The sequence below is a fragment of the Corynebacterium gerontici genome (assembly GCF_003813985.1).
GTDB classification, from domain to species: Bacteria; Actinomycetota; Actinomycetes; order Mycobacteriales; family Mycobacteriaceae; genus Corynebacterium; species Corynebacterium gerontici.
This window is the reverse complement of sequence record NZ_CP033897.1, coordinates 1614176-1633695: the sequence shown is the minus strand read 5'-3', so window position 1 is coordinate 1633695 and position 19520 is coordinate 1614176. Positions and strand designations below refer to the sequence as shown.

General features: G+C 60.3%; 14 protein-coding genes. 7 read left to right on the top strand and 7 right to left on the bottom strand.

Annotation, left to right across the window (positions count from 1 at the left end):
- The first annotated feature begins 61 nt into the window (after positions 1 to 61).
- On the top strand, positions 62 to 3220 hold the full coding sequence (locus tag CGERO_RS07575; protein WP_123934739.1) for a bifunctional [glutamine synthetase] adenylyltransferase/[glutamine synthetase]-adenylyl-L-tyrosine phosphorylase: 3159 nt from the start codon (positions 62 to 64) through the stop codon (positions 3218 to 3220).
- A gap of 19 nt (positions 3221 to 3239) precedes the next feature.
- Here CGERO_RS07575 and CGERO_RS07570 read toward each other — a convergent pair whose 3' ends face one another.
- Entirely contained in the window at positions 3240 to 3815 is a 576-nt protein-coding gene (locus tag CGERO_RS07570) for a nitroreductase family protein (RefSeq protein ID WP_123934737.1), read from the bottom strand.
- A gap of 64 nt (positions 3816 to 3879) precedes the next feature.
- On the opposite strand from CGERO_RS07570, the gene CGERO_RS07565 reads away from it, so the two are divergent.
- Genes CGERO_RS07565 through CGERO_RS07555 form a run of 4 tightly spaced genes read left to right on the top strand, consistent with a single transcriptional unit; the run spans position 3880 to position 6320 of the window.
- Entirely contained in the window at positions 3880 to 4140 is a 261-nt protein-coding gene (locus CGERO_RS07565; protein WP_123934735.1) for a hypothetical protein, read from the top strand.
- 59 nt (positions 4141 to 4199) lie between these two features.
- On the top strand, positions 4200 to 5642 hold the full coding sequence (thrC, locus tag CGERO_RS07560; RefSeq protein WP_123934733.1) for a threonine synthase: 1443 nt from the start codon (positions 4200 to 4202) through the stop codon (positions 5640 to 5642).
- Positions 5643 to 5646: 4 nt separating this feature from the next.
- Positions 5647 to 5784 carry a hypothetical protein gene (locus tag CGERO_RS10680; RefSeq protein WP_164470285.1) on the top strand — a complete coding sequence of 46 codons (138 nt, stop codon included), beginning with the start codon at positions 5647 to 5649 and terminating at the stop codon, positions 5782 to 5784.
- Entirely contained in the window at positions 5784 to 6320 is a 537-nt protein-coding gene (locus tag CGERO_RS07555) for an NUDIX hydrolase (protein ID WP_123934731.1), read from the top strand. The genes CGERO_RS10680 and CGERO_RS07555 overlap by 1 nt, the downstream gene beginning before the upstream one ends.
- Here CGERO_RS07555 and CGERO_RS07550 read toward each other — a convergent pair.
- The 4 genes from CGERO_RS07550 to CGERO_RS07535 all read right to left on the bottom strand — a co-directional run bounded on the left by CGERO_RS07550 (position 6317) and on the right by CGERO_RS07535 (position 11402).
- Positions 6317 to 7897 carry a succinic semialdehyde dehydrogenase gene (locus tag CGERO_RS07550; protein WP_123934729.1) on the bottom strand — a complete coding sequence of 527 codons (1581 nt, stop codon included), beginning with the start codon at positions 7895 to 7897 and terminating at the stop codon, positions 6317 to 6319. The genes CGERO_RS07555 and CGERO_RS07550 overlap by 4 nt on opposite strands.
- Positions 7898 to 8023: 126 nt before the next feature.
- A complete protein-coding gene (locus CGERO_RS07545; protein WP_123934727.1) occupies positions 8024 to 9292 on the bottom strand; it encodes an MFS transporter in 1269 nt (422 codons plus the stop codon).
- Positions 9293 to 9362: 70 nt separating this feature from the next.
- Positions 9363 to 10694, bottom strand: a complete 1332-nt coding sequence (locus CGERO_RS07540) for a dihydrolipoyl dehydrogenase family protein (protein ID WP_123934725.1) — start codon at positions 10692 to 10694, stop codon at positions 9363 to 9365.
- 9 nt (positions 10695 to 10703) lie between these two features.
- Positions 10704 to 11402: a DsbA family oxidoreductase gene (locus tag CGERO_RS07535; RefSeq protein ID WP_164470284.1), complete on the bottom strand. Its 699-nt coding sequence runs from the start codon at positions 11400 to 11402 to the stop codon at positions 10704 to 10706.
- Positions 11403 to 11691: 289 nt separating this feature from the next.
- Between CGERO_RS07535 and CGERO_RS07530 the strand changes: the two genes are divergently transcribed.
- A complete protein-coding gene (locus CGERO_RS07530) occupies positions 11692 to 12561 on the top strand; it encodes an immunoglobulin-like domain-containing protein (protein WP_123934721.1) in 870 nt (289 codons plus the stop codon).
- Between the two features lie 120 nt (positions 12562 to 12681).
- Positions 12682 to 13251: a DUF421 domain-containing protein gene (locus CGERO_RS07525; protein ID WP_123934719.1), complete on the top strand. Its 570-nt coding sequence runs from the start codon at positions 12682 to 12684 to the stop codon at positions 13249 to 13251.
- Between the two features lie 9 nt (positions 13252 to 13260).
- Here CGERO_RS07525 and CGERO_RS07520 read toward each other — a convergent pair whose 3' ends face one another.
- Complete coding sequence (locus CGERO_RS07520; protein WP_123934717.1) at positions 13261 to 14808, bottom strand: glutamate synthase subunit beta; 1548 nt, start codon at positions 14806 to 14808, stop codon at positions 13261 to 13263.
- Positions 14808 to 19385 (bottom strand): glutamate synthase large subunit, encoded by a 4578-nt coding sequence (gene gltB / locus CGERO_RS07515; RefSeq protein WP_123934715.1) that lies wholly within the window; start codon positions 19383 to 19385, stop codon positions 14808 to 14810. The genes CGERO_RS07520 and gltB overlap by 1 nt, the downstream gene beginning before the upstream one ends.
- Positions 19386 to 19520: the final 135 nt, after the last annotated feature.

The following is a 19520-nucleotide window of genomic DNA, read 5'->3' as shown; positions in this document are numbered from 1 at the left end:
TCACCGTAGCCAAATGACGCAATAGCCAAGAGTCGCAGAAAAAAGGGAAGAGAAACTCAGCATGAACGAGCACCGAACCACCACCAAGAAGCCTGTGCGCGGGCCATTGCCTTCTGTGAGCGCACTTGGCTTCCACGGACAGCACGCGGCGAAGGATCTGGAATGGCTGGGGTGGTGGAATGAGGAATCTGTGCCGCTGCTGTGGGCTCTGGCTGGGACTGCTAATGAGGATCTGGCGCTCAATTCACTCATTCGATTCATGCAGGCCCTCGACGATGCAGAGCGCAAGGACGTAGACCTCGCCATCCGCGAAGATATTGTCTTTCGCGTCCGACTCTTCGCGCTGCTTGGCGGCTCCTCGGTGCTTGGTGATCACCTAGCGGCGCACCCGCAATTGTGGCGAGACCTAGCCAAACCGATGCCCAACCGAGCAGGCATGTTTGTGGAGATGCTGAGCTGCATCGACGCGAAGCCCGCAGTTTTCGCCACCCAGGAGGAGGCCGCAGGAACGGATCCACTGGAGTTGTCCTTTGGCATGAACTTCGATGCGCCAGATCCAGCAATTCCTGAGTGCTCCACCGCTGGCACCTATTGCGCAGGCATCGGTGGCGTCGAGGCAGAGGCCACCTTGAAACGTACCTACCGCAACTTGCTGCTGCGTATCGCTGCGGTGGATTTGGCGGGAACCTACCTGGAGGATCCTCGCCGCGAAGGCCAACCGGAGGTGGACTTCAGCGTTGTAACGAACACGCTGGCAGACCTCGCCGATGCCGCCCTGAGCGCTGCCTTGGCCGTAGCGGTGCGCAACACTTATGGCGATAAGCCGCTCGACACGCATTTGGCGGTGCTTGCCATGGGCAAATGTGGCGCCAGGGAACTGAATTACATCTCCGATGTGGACGTCATCTTTGTAGCGGAACCACCATCACCCGCAGCAACAAAGCTGGCTGGAGAGTTTATCCGCATCGGCTGCCGCGCTTTCTTTGAAGTGGACGCAGCCCTGCGTCCCGAAGGTAAACGCGGAGCGTTGGTGCGCACCCTTGATTCCCATGTGGCCTACTACAAGCGTTGGGCAGACACCTGGGAGTTCCAGGCGTTATTGAAGCATCGCCCAATGACCGGCTACGTGCCGCTCGCGCAGCAGTATTCGGAGGCTATTTCTCCGATGGTGTGGAACGCCAGCCAACGTGAATCCTTCGTTGACGATGTGCAGTCTATGCGGCGTCGAGTGCTCGAAAACGTCCCGCGAAACCTGAAATCGCGGGAGCTCAAATTGGGTGAAGGTGGGCTGCGCGATGTGGAATTTGCGGTGCAATTGCTCCAGCTCGTGCACGGTCGCACCGATGAGTCCCTACGCACCCTAGCCACCGTCGATGCCCTAGCCGCGCTGGTTGAAGGCGGTTATATTGGCCGCGAGGATGGAGCGGAGCTCACCCGAACTTATGAGTTCCTGCGATTGTTGGAACACCGTCTCCAGTTACACAAAGTGAAGCGTACCCACACGCTTCCAGCAGACGATGATCAAAAGAATCTCCGATGGCTCGCGCGTTCGGCTGGCTTCCGCAGCTCCAAACAGGGCAGTGCAATTGAGGCCATGCGGGAACAAATCCGCAAAGTTCGCTTGGACATCCAAAATCTGCACCGCAAGCTCTTCTATCGGCCGCTGCTGAATTCTGTGGCGCTCATGGACGCAGGCACCATCAAGCTGTCTCCAGAGTCGGCAAAGCTACAGCTTGGCGCCCTAGGCTACAAGTTCCCCGATCGCGCTTTTGAACACCTCCAAAAGCTTGCCGCTGGTTCCAGCCGCAAGGCGAAAATCCAGGGCATGTTGCTGCCCACCTTGATGGAGTGGTTGTCTCAAACCGCTGACCCCGACGCCGGGCTGCTGAATTATCGCAAGTTGTCCGAGGCTGTGGAGGACCAAACCTGGTTCTTGCGCATGCTTCGCGACGAAGGCGTGGTCGGGCAAAGGCTCATGCGTATCCTCGGCAACTCGCCCTATGCCTCTGACCTCATCCTTTCCACCCCAAATGTGATTAAGCAGTTTGGCGATGGTGCAGTTGGGCCAAAGCTGCTTGAAACCAGAATTGGTGCTGTGTCCAAATCACTCGTAGCAGCAGCCGGACGCCACGATAATCCCAAGAAGGCGATTGCGGTGGCGCGTTCCTTACGCCGCAAGGAGCTCGCCCGCATCGCCAGCGCCGATCTGCTGAACATGATGAACATTGAGGAAGTCTGTCGGGCATTGTCCTTTGTGTGGGACGCCGTGCTCGAAGCGGCCCTCAGTGCAGAGATTCGTGCTGCAGTGGCAGAAGGAGAGCTCGATGGCCCCCTCGCGCGGATCGCCGTCATCGGCATGGGGCGCCTTGGTGGTGCTGAGCTCGGCTATGGCTCCGATGCGGACGTCATGTTTGTCTGCGAGCCGGTTGATGGGGTAGAAGAAAACGAGGCGGTGAAGTGGGCCATTTCCGTATGTGATCGCATGCGGCAGCGTCTGTCAAAACCCAGCGGGGATCCGCCACTTGAGGTTGACCTCGGGCTGCGCCCTGAGGGGCGCTCGGGGGCAGTGGTACGCACCCTGGAGTCCTACCAGCGCTACTACGAACGTTGGGGTGAAGTTTGGGAAATCCAGGCACTCTTGCGTGCTACAGGTATTGCGGGCGATAGAGATCTGGCCGAGCGCTTCTTGCTCATGATCGATGAGTTCCGCTACCCAGATGCAGGTGTGACCAAAAAGGTCATCCGCGAGGTTCGCCGTATGAAAGCGCGCGTGGACAATGAACGCCTGCCGCGCGGAGCGGATCGCAATACACACACCAAACTGGGCCGAGGTTCGCTCACCGATATCGAATGGACTGTGCAATTGCTGACTCTGATGCATGCGCACGAAGTACCAGCATTGCGCAACACCTCAACACTTGAGGTACTCGACGTAATTGCCGAGAAACACCTGCTAGCGCAAGAAAAGGTGGACATCCTCAAAGAAGCGTGGCTAGCTGCCACACAGGCGCGCAATGCCATTGTGCTGGTGCGCGGCAAGCGCGTGGATCAATTGCCACAGCCCGGACCACAGCTCGCGGCGGTGGCCGGTGCCGCGGGCTGGAATCCAGAGGATTATCAAGCATTCTTGGAGCACTACCTCAAAGTCACTCGTCGTGCCCGCCAAGTGGTTGATGAGGTGTTCTGGGGTGAGGCTATGCCCACCGACGGTGAGCATTAGCGCTGCTGCACAGCAGGGGTTAGTAACGCTCGTTCACTCGGCGGTTTGCTGCGCGGCCAGGGTGTGCTGGGAATTCCGCTGGGTACCCCATGGCAATCACCAGGCCGACGCCGCGATCTTCGCGCCCACTCAACCCAATGGCTTCAAGCACCTCGGACTCATTCCAGCCGGTGGTGGGGGAAGTTGCCAAGCCCTCGCCCTGTGCAGCCACCAAGGCAAAACCTGCGAGCAACATGGCGTCCTTCATGGCTGTTTCGCGCAAACCGGCCTGGTCAAGTTTGCCTAGGTAGCCTCGGACGAATTCGGCGCGCTGTTGACCCAATACCTCGTCCAAATCTTCTGGAATATCGGCACGCGCCACGGTAATGAGCACCACTGGTGCATCACGAAGCTGGGCCTGACCCGAGGCGGCGAAGAGTGCATCTTTGATCGCTTGATCTCGTACCACCACCAAATCGGCGCGTTGGGCATTGAAGGCGGAAGGTGCTTCTAGGCTCAGCGAAACAACGCTATCCAGCACCTCCTGGCTCACAGGATCCTCAGTGAATTTGCGTGTGGCGCGGCGGCTAAGAATGGCTTCTTCAACGGTGGTCATGGGTCCTCCAGGAGTCGTGTTTTGGTGTATGGAACGAAACCCACCCCAGCGACGTTTACTAGACATGATCAACTTGAGTGTGAATCTTGAAGGTGCAACCGTCCAAGAGCTTCAAACATTCCTGAGGGCAGTCGAATCCACCGGCACCAAGGGCCGGACGCCTCTGCAACTCGACGGCACTGTGCTGAGCGTGAAAGCCGAGCATGGGGCCAAGGGGGCGTCGACAAGCTCGAGTGTGCCCAAGGTAGATGGGGATACGCCGCTGGGTGACCAAGCGCTGAAATCCGTCATCGATGCGCTGGTGAATCGCGCGACCGGCAACTAACACGGTTCAGGGTGCGCCCGCGTGAGGTAGACGGCTGAAACCCCGCTAGGGTAGAAGCCGTGAAATACATTTCTACGCGCGACGAATCAAAGACTCCGTACAGCTTCAGCGACATTTTGATCGCTGGCCTGAGCCCCGACGGTGGGCTTTACCTGCCCGAGGAATACCCGCAGCTCGATGGTGTGCTGCTGGATCAGTGGCGCACGCTGCTCAAAGAGCAGGGCTACGCGGCGCTGGCGGCTGAGGTGCTCAAGCTCTTCGTCGACGACATCCCGGCGGAGGATCTTGAGGGCATAGCCAAGCGCGCGTACACCACCGAGAAGTTCGCGCACGAGGACATCGTGCCGGTCACGCACTTGGAGGACAATATTTACCTGGGCCACCTTTCCGAAGGCCCAACGGCCGCCTTCAAGGATATGGCCATGCAGATGCTCGGCGAGCTCTTTGAATACGAGCTGGCCCGTCGCGGTGAGGCCCTGAACATTTTGGGCGCTACCTCGGGTGATACTGGTTCTTCTGCCGAGTACGCGATGCGCGGGCGCAAGGGCATCCGTGTGTTCATGCTGACGCCGAAGGGCCGCATGACTCCCTTCCAGCAGGCGCAGATGTTCGGCTTGGATGATCCGAACATTTTCAATATCGCCCTCGATGGAGTCTTTGATGATTGCCAGGATGCAGTCAAGGCGGTGTCCGCCGACGCCGATTTCAAACGCGTTCAGCGCATCGGTGCCGTGAATTCCATCAACTGGGCACGTCTCATGGCGCAGGTTGTCTACTACATCTCTACGTATCTGCGCATGACCGACAACAACGAGCAAAAGGTCAGCTTCGCGGTGCCCACCGGCAATTTCGGCGACATCTGCGCTGGTCACATCGCTCGCCAGATGGGGCTGCCCATTGATCGCCTGATCGTCGCTACCAACGAGAATGACGTCTTGGACGAGTTCTTCCGCACCGGCAATTATCGAGTCCGCAGCTCCGCCGACACTTTTGAAACATCTTCGCCTTCGATGGATATTTCGCGAGCCTCGAACTTCGAGCGCTTCATCTTCGATCTCCTTGGCCGCGATTCCGAGCGCACCTCAGAACTGTTTGGCACCAAAGTTGCACAGGGTGGTTTTTCGCTTGTCGACGATCCCGCGTTCCCCAAAGCCGCCCACGAGTACGGTTTCGCGTCTGCTACCTCCACTCACGCCGACCGCGTGGCGACGATCCGCGATTGCAACGAGCGCCTTGACACTCTGATTGATCCGCACACCGCCGATGGTGTGAAGGCTGCCCGGGACTGGAAGGATCAGGTGTCCACCCCAATCGTGGTGCTGGAAACAGCGCTGCCGGTGAAGTTCGCCGATACGATCCGCGAGGCCATCGGTGAAGAACCGGAGATCCCCGAGCGCTTTGCCGGGATTATGGAGGCGCCCCGCCACGTTGCTGATCTGCCCAACGACCCGGAGGCCGTAAAGCAGTACATTTTGGATTCCATTCAAGCATCGGAGGTTTAAGCACATGGCGCAAGAGCGAACCGCTCCGGCGGAATACCACAACGAGTTTGACCCGGCTGCCCTGGTTGAGCAGATCAAAAAGGGCGCGTTGAAGGACGATCCATTTAGTTCCGAAGAGGCCCAGGAGCAGGTGGAGGACTAGTGGCGACCCCGGACTATGTATTGAAACTGCGCGAGAAGATCGGCAACGACGAGCTGTTTATGCCCGGCGTCACCGCCGTGGTGATCCGTGATGTTCCTGAAGGGGCACCGATCACTGCGGTGCCTGAGGTGCTGTTGGTGAAGCGGGCCGATAACGAGCAGTGGACCCCGATCACCGGCATCGTCGATCCCGGTGAAGAACCTCATCTTGCTGCGGTGCGTGAGGTGAAGGAAGAAACCGGCCTCGACGTCCAGGTTGAAGCCTTGTTGGGCGTCGGTGCCGCCGGTCCAGTCACTTACCCCAACGGTGACCAAGCCCGCTACATGGACACCGCCATGCGCTGCTCGCTGGCGGGCGATGATACCCCGCGCGTGGCGGATGATGAAAATCTTGAAGTGGGCTGGTTCTCCATCATGCAGATGCCGCCAATGAGTCCACGCTTCCGTCTAGTCATCGGTGATGCGGTGGCGCAGCTTCGCCGCCCCGAGGGCTTCAAGCCGCGCATGGGTTTTCAAAAGCGCGATCGCCAGCGTTAGGGCAAGAATCGCAGTTTCTTGCCTAGCAGCAGGGCATAGGACATCACTTGGCCATAGAGCTTTGGTGGCATGCCTTTAGGGCCACGGATGGATAGCCCACGCTGTTCGGCGACGTTGCGTGCCTCGGTGTATTTCAGCAGGCCTTCCTCGCCGTGGCGTCGGCTCATTCCCGATTGCTTCATGCCACCTAGGGGTGAAGCGATTGAGGCCCACGTCGCGGCGTAACCGTCGTTGATCCCAACCCCGCCGGCGTTGATTTGCCCGGCAATCTGCCAGCCCGTCTCGGGGGCTGCGAAAATAGATGCGTTGAGGCCGTATTCGGTGTTGTTGGCAAGCGCGATCGCCTCTTGAAGAGTCTCCACTTTTTCCACGTACACCACAGGGCCGAAGACTTCTTCGGTGCGAAGTTTGGCGTCGCGGGGGACGTCGATAAGCACAGTCGGCTCAAAGAAGAAGGGGCCGAGGTCCGGGCGAGCACGGCCGCCAGCGAGCACGGTGGCCCCCTTGGCTACGGCGTCGTCAACGAAGCTTTGGACGCTGTCGAGCTGCTGTTGGTTGATGAGCGAGCCCATGTCTACATTCCAGTCGAATCCTGCACCAATGCGCATCTGCTGCACGGCCTTGGTGAAGCGGCTCAGAAAGTCCTCGTACACCGGCGCCTCGACGTAAATCCGCTCGATGGAGACGCACAGTTGGCCAGAGTTAGAAAAACAGGCGCTTGGCACCTCGCGCACGGCTTTGTCTAGATCGGCGTCGGCGGCGATGATCATGGGGTTCTTACCGCCGAGTTCAGCAGAATAACCGATGAGGCGTTCGCCAGCGGTCTTTCCTAAGATTCGTCCGGTGGCGGTGGAACCGGTGAACATTAAGTAATCGCTGCGCTGAGCGATGGCGGAGCCGACGGTTTTGCCAGCCCCAGTAACCACCTGGAAAAGTTCGCGCGGCAGGCCGGCCTGGTAGAGCAGATCAACCACGGCAAGCAGCGTAAAAGGAGTGTTCCAATCTGGTTTGGCCACCACCGCATTGCCTGCGAGGAGCGCGGGGATGGCATCGGAAATACCTAAGGCGAGCGGGTAATTCCACGGGCTGATTTGGCCCACCACACCCTTGGAAGCATGCTGCACTCGGTTCTTTGTCAGCAGAGGCAGCGCACCAGGGTTCGCGTTTTCCGCCAGCAGGCGGGGTGCCTTGTTGGCGTAATAACGTGCGTTGCCTGCGACATCGAGCACTTCGTCGAGGGCGGATAGTCGGTTCTTGCCGGTTTCGAGCTGCACGATGTCCATGAGGAATTCGCGCTCACGCAGTACGCGATCGTGGAAATCCTTGAAGATCTTTGCTCGCTGTTTCACCGGGGTGTGCGCCCACAGGCGTTGCGCCTCGCGCGCTTTGAAGAAAGCTGCTTCCACGACCTGCTCATCACCTGCAAGCGCATGCCCGATGACCTCGCCACTGAATGCTGAGTGCACCGGATATTCCTCTTGTTCCTGGTGATCTGCAATGGCGGTGTTGGCGCACAGTCGCAATAAGTTTTGGCGCAAGTGTTTCGGGAGAGGCCCTTGGGTGAGTCGTCGGCTCATGGTGCAAACTTTCATGTTCGTGGGGTGTGGTGGAAGTTGCGCCACGTTGTGGAGTGGCGTTCGCACCATGCTAACCCGGTGTTTGCTTGCTTTTCGACGCTCCCCGCACCCTCCTGCAACGTCGTCTCAGCGAACAGATGCGTTGTCACGGATTCGGCGTAGCCTTAAGCCGCAGTACACAATGCCTGCAGCGCCAACAGCCCACACGAAGATGATCCCGAGCCAAGCCACCCGGAAGTCTGCCCACTGAAACGTTGCGACCTGCGCGTGCCAATCCAGCAGCGCACCAATCAGTTGGGCACCGATCATGGTGGCCACGAATCCGCCCATGTTGGCCAGACCAGTGCCGGTGGCGAGCACTGAATATTTGAGGTGTTCTCGCACCGAATCGAAACCGTAGTTCGCGGCTGGGGCTAGCAGCGCCACCACAAAAATGAGCACCATGAGCCAGATCTGATTGCGTGGCTGCCCCGAGGCGAAAAACCAAGCAAACAGCCCAACATTGATTGCCGAAGTCGCCAGCGCCACGAGGTCGCGATTGTTGCCCGCTCGCGCGGAGATCATGCCGTGCAAAGGCCCTGCGCACACAGATCCGATAGTGGCGGTGCTTAGTACCGTTGCAATCTGCCCGGCATCAAGCCCCATGCCAAGCTTCATCATCGGCACACCCCACAGCAGCAGAAAGATGTTGATGGGGGAGAGGTTGCTCCAGTGGATAAATACGCCCTGCCAGGCGGTGGGGCTGCGTAGCACCGTGCGCAAACGTGCGCCGAGCGAAAGCTGCGGCCCGCATGACTTCGAGGCGGCCTCGCTACCATGCTGTTCCGGTGAATCGGCAATGCAGTACCACGCGGCGCAGGCGATGAGAATGCCTACCGCCCCCAAACTCACGAACGCCACGCTCCACCCGGCCACGCCGAGGAGGTGGAGGAACGGCACAGCGGAGATGAATTGCCCCGATTGACCCAGCGCCCCGGTGAGTTGGGAAAACAGGGGAGCTTTGCGCGCCGGGAACCACGCGGGAATTAGGCGCATCACCGATAAGAACGCTGTGGCGTCACCTGCACCAATGAGGACTCGCGCCAGAATCGCAACCCAATAAGCTGGAGCGAAACCGAGGATGATCTGCCCGAGGCCCATGAGAATGGCCCCGTAGAGCAACATGGAGCGCGGCCCGAGTTTATCCACCAGTACGCCGGTGGGAATCTGGGCGATGGCGTACACGCCCACTTGGACGGCGGTGAAAACGGCGAGCCTTGAGGCATCCACTTGGAAGCGCTCAATGGCTGCAACCCCTGAAACCCCAAAGGAGGTGCGCCCTGCAATGGCCAGCACGTACACGGCGACGGCCGCCAACCATACGGTAATGGCTCGCCGGGACAGCGTCTGTGGCATGTGGGGTGTCCTTCCGTGGCGCAGGGTGGGGCAGCTTCAACCCAACGATGCTAGCGCGCCGGCAGGGTGGCTACCCCAATACCCCGTTAAGCACCTCGGTATTGGCGGGGTGTGTGACGATCTGCCCGCCGAGCTCACTCGCAGTCATCCCTACCCGCATGGCAAGCGCAACGGTATTGATGATCTCCTGAGCATCGACGCACCACAGCGTGGCTCCCAGAATCTGATCGTCCTCGCTGATCAGGAACTTCGCCACGCCGGTTGTTTGTCCCACAATTTTCGGTCGCGGCATCACGGCGATATCGGCGATCTTGGCCTGCTTCACTTCAAAGCGCACGCCTTCGCGTTCAAGTTGCGCCTGGCTCTTGCCCACGGTTGCCAGCGGTGGGTCGATAAATGTGGCTGTAGGAATTACTCGATGCTCCGTGGTTCGCTCGCCATCGCCCCAGCGTGCGTTCAGCACCACGCGGTGATCGTCGTAGGAAATATAGGTGAACTGAGGCCCACCATTGACGTCACCCACCGCATATACGCCTTCGGCGCTGCTTCGCAGTTGCTTGTCGACGACCACCGCCGCCTTTTCATCAGTGTCCACACCGGCGTTCTCGAGCCCCATATCCTGAGTATTCGGCGCACGGCCGATTGCCACCAGCACGGCGTCGGCAGGAAAGTCTCTCGACTCCCCGCAGACGTTGGCATGCACCCTGAGGCGCTCGCCGCAGTCGATGCGCTCAACATCGGCGTTGGGCACAAAGCGCAGACCTTGAGCTTCCAGGTGCTCAAGCACGGCCGAGGCGACGTCGCGATCGAAGGCGCGGCCAAACTCCGGGCCGTGATCGAGCATGTGCACCTTCACACCGAGGGTGAGGAAGAGCGAGGCAAACTCCATGGCGATTGGGCCGCCGCCCACGATCACCAAATCTTCCGGCAACGCGTCAAGGAATTGGATGCCGGTGGAATCCACCACCCGGCGATCCTCCGCACCCGGTACATCCAAGGTGCGTGCAGTAGCACCGGTATTGATAATCACGGTGTCGGCGGTGAAACGCTCGCCGTTCGCCTCGATCTCGCGCTCGCCCACAAATTGCGCGCGGGCGGTGACCACTTCCACACCAGCATCCTGCGCCATGGTGAGGTTGGCACCATTCATCTTGCGCACAAGCTCATGGCGAGCTTGCTTGATGTTCTCCCAACGCTGTGCGGGTGTTTCGCCGGAGGTGCGGTGCGCCTCAAAGAGCAGTTTCTTGGTGGGCACGCAGCCGATATTGATGCAGGTGCCACCGTACATGGCTGCAGATTGTTCAAAAAGCACCACAGAATCACCTGCTTTGGCACGCTTCATCGCAATGGTCTTACCGGCTTTACCGAAGCCGATCACGGCGACGTCAAAATGCTTGCTCACACTGACTCCTTAGCTGCAGCAGCCGCCGCCACCGCAGCAGCTTGAGCCCTGTTCGGGATTGTTAAGGAGATTTTTCGAATCAGCCCACGCCTGATCCAAAGCTTGATCGAACACCTCCTTGGGCTGCGCGCCGGAGACGGCGAATTTGCCGTCGAAGACGAAGAAAGGCACACCCCGAATACCAATCTGGGCGCCCTGGGCCTCATCCTGGTGGACGGCCTCGCGGAAATCATCGCTATCCAGGACTGCCTGCGCCTCGGAAGCGTCCAGGCCTACCTTCTTGGCTGCCGCCAGCAGCGTGGGGTGTTCTGCGATGTTCTGGGAGTTTTCCAAATACGCGCGCATGAGAGCGTCCTGCAGCTCCGCGCCTTTGCCCTTAGTTTGGGCGAATTGTATTAGGCGATGCGCATCCAAGGTGTTGCCGAACTTTGCGTCCTCCCAATTGAACTCCACGCCATAGGTCTGTAAAAGCTGCGCCATCTGACGCTGACGAGCAGCCGACTCTTCCACGCTCGCGCCGTACTTCTTGGCGATTGCCTCCGCCAAGGTGCTGTCCGGCTGCGCAGGAAGGCTTGGGTCTAACTCAAACGCACGCCAGTGCACTTCAACGTCATCTGCGTGCTCAAAGGATTCGAGCGCCTGGTTCAAGTGCTCCTTACCAATGAAGCAGAAGGGGCACACCACATCGGTCCAAATATCAATTCGCATGCCCGGTGCAACCGATGGCGGGGTGGACGTATTCCACTGCGGTGAGGAACTCGGTCGCAAGCCGAGAATATGCATCGCGGAAGGTGGGAAACCATACCTCGCATTTGACATCCTTTAAGGGGGGGGCGGGGGCGTCGAAAAGCTTGGCGTAGCTAACGATGGGGGTACTTAGGGCGATTGTGTGGTCAGTGAGCCGTGCGATCGGGTGCAGCAACAACGATTTGCCTGACAAAAGTACTTCTGCTCGCTACAGTGGTTCCCAGACCCCTCGAAGAAAAGGTTAAAGGATATGACTCCACGTTCTAAGAAGGCCCTTGCTGTCACCCTCGGCAGCTCCATCGCTATCGCCGGCGCCATGGTGGCAAGCCCCAGCGCTGTGGCGCAGGAAAACCAGCCACCGGTGATCACCGCGAACGATGCGACCGTGCCCCTGAACGGTGACTATGGCATTTCTCTGTTGAACATCGATGCGCAGGATCCTGAGGACGGCAACGTCATCACCTCGGTGACTACTTCCGGGTCTGTAGACACCAGCGTTCCCGGCGAGTACCCCGTCACCATTACTGCCTCAGACGCAAACGGCCTGAAGACCTCCAAGACGGTCACCGTCACGGTGTTGGGGGCCAGCGAGCCTGCTCCAAAGAACACCGTGCCTGTGATTAGCGCCAAGGACGTCACTTTGAATGTGGGTGAGAAATTCGAGATCGCCCTGATCAACCCGAGTGCTACTGATACTGAGGACGGTAACGTTACCGATTCCATCGAGGTGCTGGAAAACAACGTAGACACCTCCAAGCCGGGCACCTACTACGTCACGCTGGCCGCCTACGATAGCTGGGGATTCCAGGCCAAGAAGATCGTCGAGGTCACCGTCGTGGACCCGGATGCGTCGAAGCCAGTTGATCCGAAGGATCCAGACAAGAAGGACGAGGACAGCAAGGACGGCGATAAGAAGGACGAGGACTCGGAAGAGAAGTCCGAGGCAGCAAAGTCAGAGGCAGCGAAGAAGTCCGAAGAAGCCAAGAAGTCCGAAGCCGCTCAAGCGCACAACAATAAGCGTTCCCTGGCGAACACCGGCGCCTCCGTGCTGGGCATCATTGTTCTCGGTGCGGCTCTCGTTGGCGGTGGCGTGTTCTTGATGCGTCGTCGTCGCGGATAAAACCCCATCCGGCTTGAACACCGAACCTGTTCACGTCCCCGGTTACTCAACAGAGGCCTGGGACGTGAACGTATCTCAGGTATGCAGCGCATCGCATATCAGTAGGGCATACTAAGGGACATGTGGTTTTCAGGCTTTGACCCGATCATCCGAATCCTGCTGGTAGGCAGCAGTTCCTACCTAGCGCTGCTGGTGATGCTGCGCATCGCCGGTGCCCGCTCACTGGCTAAGTTCAACGCCTTCGATTTCGCCGTCACCGTGGCCGTGGGCTCCATGCTCGCCACTGCGGTCACCTCCAAGGATCTCGCCTTCACCTCGGGCGCAGCTGCCATCGCGCTCATGCTCGGCTTGCAGTTCCTCGTCGCCCGCGTGATCCGCGATCGCCTTGGGCTGCGCAAGCTAGTCACGGCCTCGCCCGTGGTGCTGGTCCGCGCCGGTCAGCTACTCCCGGAAGGCCTCAAAGCCGCCAGGCTCGGGCAGGCCGACGTGCGTCAAGCCGCCCGCCAAGCGGGGCTGGGCAGCTTCGAGAACATCGCTGCGATGATCCTGGAAACGGACGGCACCATCTCCACCGTCACCTTTGACCAGTTGGGCGACGGCAGCACCCTAGATGACCTGCCCGACCTCAACGCCGTTGGCGCCCAGGGGATGCGCCATCGCGTGGGTGGCGCTGGGGCGTCGAAAAGCTAAGCGGCACTGTTAAGCGCGAACGCTCAAAGGCTGCTTCTGCGGGGTCACCGCCACAGGCAACGCCGTTTCGCCCATGAGGTCGGCATCCACCGCAGCGGCGCAGGCACGACCCTCGGCGATCGCCCAAACGATCAACGACTGCCCGCGCCCATTATCGCCCGCCACATACACCGGCGGCTTAAAACCCGGGAATAGCGGCTTGATCTGCGCGCGGTACTCGGAATCGCGCACCATGCGGCCGCGCTCATCAAAAGCCACGCCCAGCTCGTGGGTCACTCCGCCACGCTCCGCGCCGCTAAAGCCCAGGGCCAACAGCACCAGGTCAGCGTCCATTTCAAAGTCTGTGTCCTCGATGGCCTCGCGCCGGCCGTTTACCACCTGCACCTCATTGGCGCGCAACTGCTGCACGCGGCCGTCATCGCCGTGGAAGCTCACGGTATTGACGTTGTACACGCGATTACCCAGGGGCGTACCGGGCTGACGGGTAGCCAGACCAAGTGCTTCAATCTCGGCGGCGGACTCATCGCCGCTGATCACATACTCACCCTCCTCGTGCGCGGTGGCGGTGCGATACACCAGCGGATACATCGGCCACGGGGTAGAAGCTGCGCGGTGCTTCGGCGCCCGCGGGCGAATATCAAACTGCGTCACGCTCGCAGCGCCCTGGCGCAAGGCGGTACCAAAGCAGTCTGTACCAGTATCGCCGCCGCCGATAATCACAACCTTCTTGCCCTTGGCACTAATCGCCGGGGTATTCGTATCGCCTTCGCACACGCGGTTTTGGAGGTTGAGATACTCCATTGCCGGGTAAATACCTTCGAGCTCGCGCCCTACAACGGGAAGTTCGCGCGGGACTGGGGTGCCGGTGGCCAGCACCACGGCGTCGTAGGCGTTCAGATCGGCGGCGGTGGGGGACACACCGGTGCGGAATTCGGTGCCCTCGGCGCGCATTTGCTCCAGGCGACGATCGATCCAGCGGTTTTCCATCTTGTACTCGGGCACGCCGTAGCGCATCAGCCCGCCCAGGCGATCATCTCGCTCGTACACCGTCACCGCGTGCCCTGCGCGCTTCAGTTGCTGCGCTGCGGCCAAACCTGCTGGTCCAGATCCCACCACGGCCACGCGCATCCCGGTATCGAGGGTGGGCTTGATGGGTTGCACCCAGCCTTCCTCAAAGCCGCGCTCGGCGATGGCGAGCTCCACGTTCTTAATGGTCACCGGATCATCATTGATCCCAAGCACGCATGCACCCTCACAGGGAGCGGGACATAAGCGTCCGGTGAACTCGGGGAAGTTATTGGTGGCGTGCAAGCGATCGAAAGCCTCGCGCCAGCGGCCTTGGCGCACCAGGTCATTCCACTCAGGGATGATATTGCCCAGCGGGCAGCCCTCGTGACAGAAAGGCACGCCGCAGTCCATGCAACGGGTGGCTTGGCGTTCGATCTGCCCATCCGGGGCGGGCTCGTACACCTCGGAGTAGTCCATCAACCGCAGCGGCACGGGGCGGTGCGCTGGCTCTTCGCGGTTGAACTTCAGAAATCCTTGTGGATCAGCCATTATTTCACTGCCTCCATAATTGCTACGTTGACGTCCCGGCCCTCGGCCTTGGCCGCCTCGATGACGTCCAAAACCTTGCGATACGGCGGCGGCACAATCTTGATAAAGTCCTCCGGCCCAAGCCCCAGCTCACAACCGGTAGCGTCCTGGTGCGTGTTGAGCAGGCGGGTGATGGTGGCGCGGTCTTCGTCGAGAAGCTTTTCGACGCCCCCGGCAACCGAAGGGTTCAACTTCGCCTCCAGGCCATCCTGTTTGCGCAGGTAAGCGACACCGCCGGACATGCCAGCACCAAAGTTATCGCCCACTGCACCGGCAATGAGCACCATGCCGCCGGTCATGTATTCACAACCATGGTTGCCAATACCCTGCACCACCGCGGTGGCACCGGAATTACGCACGCAGAAGCGTTCGCCCACCGAGCCGCCGATGAACAACTCGCCGCTGGTAGCGCCATAGGCCACCACGTTGCCCGCGATGATGTCCGGATTGTGCTCAAGCTGCTGTGGCGCCTGCGCGTGCGGGCGAACGATAATCCGACCGCCCGAAAGGCCCTTGCCCACGAAGTCGTTGGCGTCGCCGGTGAGCGTGAGCGTCATGCCCTTTGGCACGAAGGCGCCAAAACTGTTGCCAGCAGAGCCCGTAAAGTTGAGCTGCAACGTGTTATCCGGGAGACCAGCGGCACCGGCGGCGCGGGTGACACGTGAACCAGTCATCGTGCCAACCGAGCGGTGCACATTGCTAATTGGGTAGTGCAGCTCAATCTGCGGATTTTCCCCGGCGGCCATCCAAGCCGGGGCGCTCGCTGAACTCTTCGCCGCCGCTGCATCAATGGTGAGCTGCGTATCGGCGATGATCTGATTGTCCAGCGCCTTCGCCAGCGAATGATCCTGACTCTTGGTGCAGCGCAGGTTCTGGTTGCGGAAGTGCGGGGACTCCACACGCTCAAAGATGGGGCTCAAATCCAACTTGGCGGCGCGCTCCGTAGCGGGTTCCTTGGTCATGCGCAGCACCTGCGCCTGACCCACTGCCTCGTCTATGGAGCGGAATCCAAGCTCAGCCAGGTACTCGCGCACCTCCTGAGCAATGAAGGTGAAGAAGTTCACCACGTGCTCCGCGCGCCCGGTGAACTTCTTGCGAAGATCCGGGTTTTGCGTGGCAATGCCCACCGGGCATGTATCCAGGTGGCATACGCGCATCATGATGCAGCCCTCAACCACCAGCGGGGCGGTGGCAAAGCCGAACTCCTCGGCGCCCAGCAGCGCAGCAATGACCACGTCGCGGCCAGTCTTGAGTTGGCCATCGCACTGCACACGAATACGATCGCGCAACCCATTGAGCAGCAGCGTTTGCTGTGTTTCCGCTAGCCCGAGCTCCCAAGGGCCACCGGCGTGCTTCAGGGAAGTCAGCGGCGATGCACCTGTGCCGCCATCGTGGCCAGACACCAGCACCACATCGGCGTGTGCCTTGGACACACCAGCGGCAACGGCACCGATACCCTGCTCCGCCACGAGCTTGACGTGGATGCGGGCGTCCGGATTCGCGTTCTTCAAATCGTGAATGAGCTGCGCTAAATCCTCGATGGAGTAAATATCGTGGTGCGGCGGGGGAGAGATCAGGCCCACGCCAGGGGTGGTGATACGCACCTCGGCCACCCAGGGATACACCTTGTGCGGGGGCAATTGTCCACCCTCGCCGGGCTTTGCGCCCTGCGCCATCTTGATCTGAATGTCGGTGCAATTGCTCAAATAGTGGCTGGTGACGCCGAAGCGCCCCGACGCCACCTGCTTAATCGCTGAACGCTTCCAGTCGCCGTTGGGCGCCACTGCAAAGCGCGCCGGATCCTCGCCGCCCTCACCGGAATTGGACATGCCGCCCAGACGGTTCATCGCAATGGCCAGCATCTCGTGCGCCTCGGCAGAGATGGAGCCGTAGCTCATCGCACCGGTGGAAAAACGCTTCACAATGTCTGCAACCGGCTCCACCTCGTCCACCGAAATCGGCTGACGATCAGAGTTGAATTCAAACAGCCCGCGAATAGTAGCGAGACGTTTTGACTGGTCATCGACCTTGCGGGTGTATTCCTTGAAGATGTTGTACTGGCCTGTCTTCGTGGCGTGCTGCAGCTTGAAGATGGTCTCCGGGTTAAACAGGTGGTATTCACCTTCGCGACGCCACTTGTATTCACCGCCTAGGTCGAGCTCGCGGTGGGCGTGCTCCTCGGGGCGTGGCAGGAAGGCGCCGCGGTGGCGGGCGCGAACGTCGTCGGCAATGTCTTCAAGATCTGCGCCCGAAATGGGGGAGTGTACGCCGCCGAAATATTCGTCCAGCAGCTCTTGGTGCAGGCCGGTGACGTCGGCAAGCTGAGCCCCGCGGTAGGAAGCCACAGTAGCGATGCCCATTTTCGACATCACTTTGAGCACGCCGGTGGTGGCGGCGGTGATGTAGTTGCGGCAGGCCTCGTCCAGGCTAAGCTCGCCCAGTTGGCCCTTCATGCGTAGCTCATCGATGGTCTCGAATGCCATGTAGGGGTTGATAGCGTCCGCACCAAAGCTGATGAGCATTGCCAAATGGTGCACCTCGCGGGCGTCGCCGGATTCGATCACCAGGGATGCGCGGGTGCGGGTGCGCTCGGCCACCAGGTGCTGGTGCACAGCGGAGGTGAGCAGCAGCGAGGGGATCGGGGCGAAGCGCTCGTCGGATTCGCGGTCGGAGAGCACGATGATGGACTTGCCCTCGGCTATCGCCTCGGAAACTTCTCGACGCACCCGCGCAATCGCTTCGCGCATGCCGGCGCCGTGGTGGGCCACGGGGTAAAGCCCCGATATCACAGCCGCGCCGAACGCAGGCCAATCGCCATTATCGTCGGCGTGGATCAAGGTCGCGAGCTCGTGGTTATCGATGACCGGGTGATCCATGTGGATTCGACGGGCGGCCTCGGCGTCTGGATTGAGCACATCTGACTGCGCGCCGAGCAACGTGAACATACTAGTGACCGGCTTTTCGCGGATGGAGTCCAACGGTGGATTCGTCACCTGCGCGAAACGTTGCGCGAAGAAATCGAAGATCATGCGGGGGCGCGCCGAAAGTGCAGCGATGGGCGTATCGGAGCCCATGGAACCAATCGCTTCGGCGGCGTCGAGCGCCATTGGGCGGATGATGAGATCCACGTCCTCTTCAGTAATGCCGAACACCCGCTGGCGCAGCACCGCGCGATTGTGCGGCATGTACTCATAGCGGGTCTGGGGCAGATCCTTGAGGTGGACGAAGTTCTGCTCAATCCACTGCCCATAAGGCTCGGCGGTGGCGAGCTCGCGCTTGATCTCTCCATCTTCGATGATGCGGCCCGCTGCGGTGTCCACCAAGAACATGCGGCCTGGTTGCACGCGGGTACGCTTGACGATCTTCTCCGCCGGGATGTCCAAAACGCCAGCCTCTGACGCCATCACTACCAGGCCGTCATCGGTGATCCAGATGCGTCCGGGGCGCAAACCGTTGCGGTCCAAAGTGGCGCCCACCAGCGTGCCGTCGGTGAATGCGACGGCCGCCGGGCCGTCCCAGGGTTCCATGAGGCAGGAGTGATACTCATAGAAATCCCGCAGCTCGGGGTCGATCTCTGCATGCTCCCATGCCTGGGGGATGGTCATCATCACCGCGTGGGGCAGGCTGCGCCCGCCCAAATGCAGCAGCTCCAGTGCCTCGTCAAAACGGGCGGTGTCGGAACCCGTGGGCGTGCAGATCGGCAGCACACGATCCAAGGACCCGAGCTGCTCGGAGCGGATCAGGGATTCACGCGCGCGCATCCAGTTTTCGTTGCCGCGCACGGTGTTGATCTCTCCGTTGTGCGCCACCAGGCGATACGGGTGTGCCAGAGGCCAGGCGGGGAAGGTGTTCGTCGAAAAGCGCGAGTGAACCAATGCGATGGCGCTGGTGAGGCGGGGATCGCGCAGGTCAGCGTAGAAGTGTGCCAACTGCGGGGTGGTGAGCATGCCTTTGTACACGATGGTGCGGGAGCTCAACGATGGGAAATAGACGGTCTCTTCGCCGTTTTTGGTGCCCAGTTCGCGTTCGCAGCGCTTGCGGATGAAGAACATAACGCGGTCAAGCTCAATGCCTGAAAGCGGGGTGCCTTCGCGCTCGGCACTGATGAAGACCTGCTCGAAACTCGGCATGGCATCAAGCGCCATCTCGCCTAAGCCCTCAGGGTTGGTGGGCACGGAGCGCCACCCTAGGACGTGTGCGCCTTCTTCTTGAGCAATGGCCTCGATCTCGCGCTTAGCGTCCAGCATTGCCATGCGTGCCTTTGGCAGGAAGGCGATGCCAGTGGCGTACTCGCCTTGCGACGGCAGTGTGAATTCGCATACCTGCCGGTAGAAAGCGTCGGGGATTTGTAAGAGGATACCGGCACCGTCACCGGTGTTCTTTTCAGCACCTGCTGCACCGCGGTGATCCAAATTGACGAGTGCCTGGATGGCGTGGTCGATGAGCTCGCGAGAGGCGTGGCCGTGCATGTTGGCCACGAAGGCCACACCGCAGGCGTCTGACTCGTGTTCGGGGTTATAGAGGCCGATTTTGTGCATGGGCACCTTCTGTGGAGATCTCGAATTTCTACCTATTACTCAACAGGTAATGTGCACTATATGACAAATTCCCTGAATGTTCAGCATTTTTAGCGATCGATGCGGGGGTTCTGGGGTAGAGGTGAGGGGGTATGC

Excerpts from the sequence above, each read along its gene's own strand:
- CGERO_RS07575 (WP_123934739.1), top strand. The coding sequence starts at position 62 with ATGAACGAGCACCGAACCACCACCAAGAAGCCTGTGCGCGGGCCATTG.
- CGERO_RS07570 (WP_123934737.1), bottom strand. The coding sequence starts at position 3,815 with ATGACCACCGTTGAAGAAGCCATTCTTAGCCGCCGCGCCACACGCAAA.
- CGERO_RS07565 (WP_123934735.1), top strand. The coding sequence starts at position 3,880 with ATGATCAACTTGAGTGTGAATCTTGAAGGTGCAACCGTCCAAGAGCTT.
- CGERO_RS10680 (WP_164470285.1), top strand. The coding sequence starts at position 5,647 with ATGGCGCAAGAGCGAACCGCTCCGGCGGAATACCACAACGAGTTTGAC.
- CGERO_RS07550 (WP_123934729.1), bottom strand. The coding sequence starts at position 7,897 with ATGAGCCGACGACTCACCCAAGGGCCTCTCCCGAAACACTTGCGCCAA.
- CGERO_RS07545 (WP_123934727.1), bottom strand. The coding sequence starts at position 9,292 with ATGCCACAGACGCTGTCCCGGCGAGCCATTACCGTATGGTTGGCGGCC.
- CGERO_RS07535 (WP_164470284.1), bottom strand. The coding sequence starts at position 11,402 with ATGCGAATTGATATTTGGACCGATGTGGTGTGCCCCTTCTGCTTCATT.
- CGERO_RS07530 (WP_123934721.1), top strand. The coding sequence starts at position 11,692 with ATGACTCCACGTTCTAAGAAGGCCCTTGCTGTCACCCTCGGCAGCTCC.
- CGERO_RS07525 (WP_123934719.1), top strand. The coding sequence starts at position 12,682 with ATGTGGTTTTCAGGCTTTGACCCGATCATCCGAATCCTGCTGGTAGGC.
- CGERO_RS07520 (WP_123934717.1), bottom strand. The coding sequence starts at position 14,808 with ATGGCTGATCCACAAGGATTTCTGAAGTTCAACCGCGAAGAGCCAGCG.
- gltB (WP_123934715.1), bottom strand. The coding sequence starts at position 19,385 with ATGCACAAAATCGGCCTCTATAACCCCGAACACGAGTCAGACGCCTGC.